This window comes from Bowdeniella massiliensis (genome assembly GCF_023634005.1).
GTDB classification, from domain to species: Bacteria; Actinomycetota; Actinomycetes; order Actinomycetales; family Actinomycetaceae; genus Bowdeniella; species Bowdeniella massiliensis.
On sequence record NZ_JALIQR010000008.1, the window covers coordinates 134,720 to 142,130 of the forward strand.

The 7,411-nt window shown below is 66.8% G+C and carries 4 protein-coding genes; 2 read left to right on the forward strand and 2 right to left on the reverse strand.

The window, feature by feature from the left end; all coding sequences use genetic code 11:
• Positions 1-26: 26 nt before the first annotated feature.
• Positions 27-1,451, forward strand: coding sequence for a type I glutamate--ammonia ligase (glnA, locus tag MUN85_RS07290; protein WP_250506071.1), 1,425 nt, complete (start codon positions 27-29; stop codon positions 1,449-1,451).
• Here glnA and MUN85_RS07295 read toward each other — a convergent pair.
• Positions 1,448-4,336 (reverse strand): bifunctional [glutamine synthetase] adenylyltransferase/[glutamine synthetase]-adenylyl-L-tyrosine phosphorylase, encoded by a 2,889-nt coding sequence (locus MUN85_RS07295; RefSeq protein WP_250506072.1) that lies wholly within the window; start codon positions 4,334-4,336, stop codon positions 1,448-1,450. The two genes, glnA and MUN85_RS07295, sit on opposite strands and share 4 nt — an antisense overlap.
• 2 nt (positions 4,337-4,338) lie before the next feature.
• Entirely contained in the window at positions 4,339-5,670 is a 1,332-nt protein-coding gene (locus tag MUN85_RS07300; protein WP_250506073.1) for a glutamine synthetase family protein, read from the reverse strand.
• 89 nt (positions 5,671-5,759) lie between these two features.
• Between MUN85_RS07300 and nadE the strand changes: the two genes are divergently transcribed.
• Complete coding sequence (gene nadE, locus MUN85_RS07305; RefSeq protein WP_250506074.1) at positions 5,760-7,340, forward strand: NAD(+) synthase; 1,581 nt, start codon at positions 5,760-5,762, stop codon at positions 7,338-7,340.
• Positions 7,341-7,411: the final 71 nt, after the last annotated feature.

Here is a 7,411-nt window from a genome sequence, read left to right on the forward strand (position 1 = left end):
CCGGCTCCGCCAACAGAAAGGCCGCCATGTTTACCACCGCCGCCGAAGCCATCGAGTTCACGAAAACCGAAGGCGTGCAGTTCATCGACGTTCGCTTTTGCGACCTGCCGGGCATCATGCAGCACTTCAACATACCGGTGCAGGCCTTCACCGAGGACCTCTTTACCGAGGGGCTCATGTTCGATGGCTCATCGATCCGGGGCTTTCAGGCGATCCACGAGTCGGACATGAAGCTCGTGCCGGACGTGACGAGCGCGTTTATCGACCCGTTCCGCCCGGCGAAGACGCTCGTCGTCAATTTCTTCATCGTCGACCCGTTTACCGATGAGCCCTATTCGCGTGACCCGCGCAATGTCGCGGCGAAATCCGAGGCGTACCTGCGCTCAACCGGTATCGCCGATACGGTCTACGTCGGGGCCGAAGCTGAGTTTTATATCTTCGACGATATTCGCTTCGCGACCTCTGCCGCCGGCGGCTACTACCACATCGATTCGGAGGCTGCCGCGTGGAATACCGGTCGCGTCGAAGACGGCGGCAACCGCGGCTATAAGACGCCGTATAAGGGCGGCTACTTCCCCGTCTCGCCCTCCGACCACTTCTGCGACCTGCGCGATGAAATGGTGCGGCAGATGTATGCCGTCGGGCTCAACGTCGAGCGCAGCCACCACGAGGTAGGCACGGCCGGCCAGCAGGAAATCAACTACACCTTCGACACGCTGACCGCCGCAGGCGACGACATGATGAAGTTCAAATACGTCATCAAGAACGCGGCGTGGGCGGCCGGCAAGACGGCGACGTTCATGCCGAAACCGATTTTCGGCGATAACGGCAGCGGGATGCACTGCCACCTGTCGCTGTGGAAGGATGGCGCGCCGCTGTTCTACGACGAATCGGGCTACGCCAACCTGTCGGACACGGCCCGGTGGTTCATCGGCGGCCTGCTCGAGCACGCGCCGAGCCTGCTCGCCTTCACCAACCCGTCGGCCAATTCCTACCACCGCCTCGTGCCGGGCTTCGAAGCGCCGGTCAACCTCGTCTACTCCGCGCGCAACCGTTCGGCATGCATCCGCATTCCGATCACGGGGACTTCCCCGAAGGCCAAGCGCGTGGAATACCGGGTGCCGGATCCGAGCGCGAACCCCTACCTCGCCTTCGCGGCCCAGCTCATGGCGGGCCTGGACGGCATTCGCAATCGAATCGAGCCGGCCGAGCCCATCGACAAGGACCTCTACGAGCTCGCGCCCGAGGAGCACAGCCAGATCGCGCAGCTGCCCTACACTCTCGACCAGGCGCTGATCGAACTCGAGCGCGATCACGACTACCTGACCGAGGGCGATGTCTTCACCGACGACCTCATCGCCACCTGGCTCGATTACAAGCGCACCCACGAGATTGAGCCGCTGCGCCAGCGCCCGCACCCGCACGAGTTCGAGCTGTACTTCTCGATCTAGCCCTCGCCGTACATTGCGGGCTCCGCGACCGAGCGGGCGCGGCGGGCGCGGCGGGCCCACTGCTCGTCAAACTCGTCGCGCTCGGCGACCTCGGGGCCGACGAGGCCGCCGATCAGCGAGCGCTCGTGGGCATCCGCGGGGATGACGTCGATCGCGTCGCCGCTGCGCCGCAGCGCCAGGGTGGCACCGGCGCGGATGTGGCTCGCCATTCGCCAGGCCGCCAGGAGACGCTCGGCCTCCTCGGCGCTGAGGTAGCCGAGCTCGCTCGCGGCAGCGATCGCGGCCTTCGTGCTCGTGGTGCGTAAGTCCGGCTCGTCGGCCCCATAGCGCAGCTGGATGAGCTGGATCGCCCATTCGACGTCGGCGAGGCCGCCGGGCCCGAGCTTGACGTGCCGCGCCGGGGCGACCCCGCGCGGCAGGCGTTCGGTTTCCATACGCGCTTTCAGGCGTCGGATCTGGCGGAGATCGGCCTGGCTCGGGCCGCCCACTCGGTAGCGGGCGGCGTCGATGCCCGCACGCAGGCGCTCTTCGAGAGCTGGCGGGGCGGCAAGGATGCGGGCGCGAATGAGGGCGTGGCGTTCCCACGCCTCGCACCGCCCCGCCAGGTAGTCCAGGTAGGAGCCCGCGCTGCGGGTGAGGGCCCCGGATTTGCCCTCGGGACGAAGCGCCAGGTCGACGGCCAGCGGCGGGGCGTCGGCGGGATCGGCAAGCAGCGAACGCCACCGGGTCACGAGCCACGTGGCATCGGTGGCGGTCATGTCCTCGTAGATCACGACGGTATCGGCGTCGGAAGCGTAGCTCATCTCGCGCCCGCCCATGCGTCCCATGGCGATAATCGCGAGGCTGCCGCCCACCTGCCGGCCGTGCACAACAGCAAAGTCGTCGCGCGCGGCACGCATCGCGTAGTCGACGATGACGTCGGCGACGTCGGTGATCGCCTCCTGGCGCGTCGTTGATATCCCCTCGATGACGTCGCTCATCGCCGCGCGCAGCAGTTCGCGCTGGCGCATGCGCCGCAGCAGCAGCGTGCGCGTGGCCGCATCCTCGTGCCGGGCAAAGATCGCCTCGGCTTCCGCCGCGAGTTCCTCGCGAGTGCGCGCGGCGCGCCGGTCCGCCTCAGCGAGCCAGGTGACGGCGGTCGGCACGGCGACGATGTGCTCCCCGATATAGCGCGACCGGCTGAGCAGGTGCGCCAGGGTGAGGGCGACGTCGGACTCATCGCGCAGCAACCCGAGGTACCAGTGGGTGGTCCCGAGCTCGTCGGACAGCCGGCGGAAGGCGAGCAGGCCGCCGTCGGGATCGGGACCGGCGGCAAACCACGAGAGCAGGACGGGCAGGAGTTGGCGTTGGATTGCCGCGCGGCGCGAAACTCCGCTCGTCAGCGCCTCGATGTGGCGTTGGGCGGCTGCCGGATCGCGGTAGCCGATGCCGATGAGGCGCTCGCGCGCGGCGGTCGGGCTCAGGGAGATGTCGTCGGCCGATAGCTGCGCCGTCGCGGGTAGCAGCGGGCGATAGAAGATCGCCTCGTGCAGGGTTCGCACGCGGCGGCGAACCGCCTCCCACTGCTCGGCGATGTCGCTGACGCCGAGCAGGCGCGAGAGCCGCACCTGATCGGCGGGCGCGGTTGGCAGCGTGTGGCTGCGCCTCAGTCGGTGGAGTTGGATGCGGTGTTCTAGGGTGCGCTCGAAGGTGTAGCACGCGGTGAGTTCGGCAGCCGCCTCGCGTCCGATGTAGCCGCCGGCCGCGAGCGCGGTGATCGCGTCGATCGTGGAGCGCACTCGCAGCGTCTCGTCGGTACGCCCGTGCACGAGTTGCAGCAGCTGGACCGTGAACTCGACATCGCGCAATCCCCCGGGGCCGAGCTTGATGTGGCGGTCTTTGTCGCGCGGGGAGATCGAGGCCTGCACGCGGCGGCGCATCGCTTGCGTGTCGGCGACGAAGCCATCACGTTCGACGGCGCCGAAGGCGAGCGGCCAGATCTCGCGCTCGTAGCGTTCCATAAGCTCGGGATCGCCGGCGATCGGGCGCGCTTTGAGCAGCGCCTGGAACTCCCAGGTGTGCGCCCACCGGGTGTAGTAGGCGCGGTGAGCGGCAAGGGTTTTGACCAGCGGCCCGTCCTTGCCTTCGGGCCGCAGCGCGGTGTCGATCGGCCACAGCGGCGGCTCGGGCCCTTCGGCCGCTGTGCAGATCTCGAAGGTGTGACGCACGAGCGTTGTCGCGAGGGCGAGGCCCGCCTCGTCGGTGTCGGTGATCGGGATGAGGTCGACGTCGGAGATGTAATTGAGTTCGCCGCCGCCAAGCTTTCCCATGGCGATGATCGCGACGGGAACGGAATCGGCCTCCGGGTACTTCGCGCGCGCCAGGTTGAGTGCGGCGCGCAGCGTAGCCGCGACGAGCTCACTTATCGCGCGCGCCACATCCGGCATCGCATCCGGCGTTCCCGCGGCAATATCGGCCGCCGCGATCTCGAACAGGCGCCGGTAGTAGGCCGCGCGAAGCTCGGTGGCATTGCCCGGCTCGCCGAGGTCGACGGGCGCCGTCAGCGAGGGTGCCGCAAGCGTGGCAAGCACGTCCGGGTGGCGCAGCGCGATCGCGCTCATGGCCCGGGATGCGCCAAGGAGGGCGGCGAGCAGGGCCCGCGGCCCCGGCTCCCGCCACAGTGCGCCGAGCTGTTCCGGATGGGCCTCGGCCAGCTGGACGAGCTCGACGAGCGCACCGTCCGGATCTGCCGCGTGGGCAAGGTCCTCGGCGAGATCGTCGTCGAACGCCCGATCGGTTCGGCCCAGTGCTCGGCCCAATGCGGCCGCAAGGCGCTCGGCGCGCGCGGGATCGCTGAGCCGGGCTCGCGCCGCAAAGGACGCCAGGTAGGGCGCGCGCTCACTCACGGCTAGGAACCCGGCAGGAAACGATCAAGCTCGAATGGCGTAATCTGCGCCCGGTAGTCCTGCCATTCTTGGTGCTTATTGCGGATGACGAAATCGAAGGCGTCCTCCCCCAGCGTGCTCGCCATGAGCTCGGAGGCCTCGAGATGCTCGACGGCGCGATGGAGCGAGGCGGGCAGCGCCTCAATCCCGAGCGCGCGCCGCTCGGCATCCGAAAGCCGCCACACGTCGTCTTCGGCGCCTTCCTCGAGGTCGTACTCGCCCTCGATTCCGGCCAGGCCCGCGGCAAGGAGCGCCGCAAAGGCGAGATAGGGGTTGGCCGACGGGTCTAGCGCCCGGTATTCGACGCGCGCAGACTGCGCTTTATCGGGTTTGGCGAGCGGCACCCGTACGAGCGCCGAGCGGTTATTGTGCCCCCAGCAAATGTAGCTTGGGGCCTCGCCGCCGCCCCAGAGCCGCTTGTAGGAATTGACGTGCTGGCAGGTCAGCGCGGTGATCTCCGGCGCATGCCGCAGCAACCCGGCAATGAAGCGCCGCCCGGTGAGCGAAAGCTGGTACTCGCCCGCCGGATCGAAAAAGGCATTACGGTCTGCCTCAAAGAGTGAGAGGTGAGTGTGCATGCCCGAGCCGGGGGCATCGATCATCGGTTTCGGCATGAAGGTCGCGATCACGCCGTTTTCGGCCGCAACCTCCTTCACGATCGTTTGGAAAGTCATGAGGTTATCGGCCGTTGTCAGCGCATCGGCGTAGCGCAGGTCGATCTCGTGCTGGCCCGGACCACCTTCGTGATGGGCGTATTCCACGAGGATCCCCATCGCTTCCAGGCGGGAGACCACTTCGCGCCGCACGTCGGTGCCGAGCCGCGTAATAGTGTGCTCGAAATACCCGGCGTGGTCGACGGGAACGAGCCTGCCTTCGCGGTAGGCGGCTTCGTCGAAGAGGTAGAACTCGACCTCGGGGTGTGTGTAGAACGTCAGACCGGCATCGAGCGCCCGCGCCACCATCCGCCGCAGCACCTGGCGGGAATCGCCGCGGGCCGGCGACCCGTCGGGCGTCACGATGTCGCAAAACATCCGTGCTAGCCCGGTCTCCGGCCCGGCTAGCACTTGGAAGGTCTGGGCATCGGGACGCGCGATCATGTCAGCTTCGAAAACCCGTGCAAGGCCCTCGACGGCCGAGCCGTCGAACCCGACGCCCTCGGCGAAGGCGCTTTCCAATTCTGCCGGCGCAATCGTCACGGACTTTAAGACACCGAGCACGTCGGTGAACCACAGCTGGATGAAGCGGATCTCCTCGTCCTGCACACTGCGCAGCACGAACTCCTGTTGCCGGTCCACGTCGGGCTCCTCGCGATTGATTCAGATGCTGATGACTCTTAGTTTCTCACGCCTAGTCGGCCCGAAGCCGGTGATGGCATGCTGGGACTATGAACTCCATCCGGATCGCGCTCGCGCAACTCAATCCGACCACCGGCGATCTTTCGGCCAACGCCGACGCCATCGCCCACGCTGCCAATCAGGCCCTGTCCTCCGGGGCCCAATTCCTGATCTGCCCCACCGGAGCTCTGTCCGGGCCCAATCTGGGGGACCTCCTCTCGCGCTTCGATTTCTCCCAGCAACTCGGCGAGGCGGTCGAACAGCTCGCCACCCGACTGCCCGAAATCTCGATCATCCTGCACGAGCCCGCCCTCTCCTCCTCAGGCACGCTCGCGGGTTCGTGGGTGGAGTTAACCGAGGGCGAGGTGATGGAGCTAGCCTCCTACGACGAGATCGACGGGATCCTCGGCACCGAGATCGGCACGATCGCCCTGCGCCAGACGGAATTCTTGGAGATCGACCCAGGCTTCGACCTCAGCGCCGCGGAGGCGGGCGCAATTGCCACGATCGTCGTCGATGACGGGGTTTTCGATGTCGAGCATGAACGCATCCGGATGAGCTTGCTTGGCACCTACCAGCGGATCAACGACGTACCCGTGTGCTACGCCAATCTCGTCGGCGGCAACGACTCGCTCGTCTACGACGGCGGCTCGTGCGTCCTGTCTCGCTCCGGCTCGCTCATCGCGCGCGCCGCGGACTTTGCCGAAGGCCTCCTGATCGTCGAGCTGTTCGAAGACGCCCACGTCGTTAATCGCGGCAAGAGCCACGAGGCGCTCGAGTTGCCCGAGCGCGTCTATACGGCCGTGACGACCGGACTGCGCGACTACGTACGGAAGAATGGATTTTCCACCGTCGCGCTCGGGCTTTCGGGCGGGATCGACTCCGCCCTCGTTGCCGCGATCGCGGCCGACGCCATCGGTGGCGAAAACATCATCGGCGTCTCGATGCCCTCGCGCTACTCCACGGACCACTCCCGCTCGGACGCCGACGACACGGCCGAGCGCCTCGGTCTCGACTACCGAGTCCAGCCGATCGGGCCCATGTTTGACGCCTTTGAGGCCGAAATGGACCTCGACGGAGTCGCGGAAGAGAACCTGCAGGCCCGTATCCGAGGCATGATCCTCATGGCGATTTCCAACTCTGAGGGCGCCCTCGTGCTCGCGACGGGCAACCGCACCGAAGTGGCCGTCGGCTATTCGACGATCTACGGCGATTCGGTGGGAGGTTTCGCCCCGCTGCGCGACGTCCCCAAGACCCTCGTCTGGGAGATCTCGCGGTGGCGGAACCAGGCAGCTAACGAGCGTGGCGAGGTCGAGCCGATTCCGGAAAACTCGATCACCAAGCCGCCCTCGGCGGAGCTGCGCCCCGGCCAGCAGGATACCGATTCGCTGCCCGATTACCCCATCCTGGACGCCATCGTCTCGGCGCTGATCGATGAGGACGCTAGCGTCGATGCCCTGGTCGCTGACGGCTTCGAACTGGAGACGATCGAACGCGTCATCTCCCTGATCAAGGGCGCCGAGTGGAAGCGCGGCCAGATGGCTATCGGCCCCAAGGTCTCCACGGTAACCTTTGGTGTTGACCGCACCTACCCGGTCGTCAACCGCTTTGCGATGAGGAGCACCTCGTGACCCCCGACCCGATTCACCGATGTCTCTTATACACATCAGACGCTGCCGACGATATGCAGTGTGTAGATCTC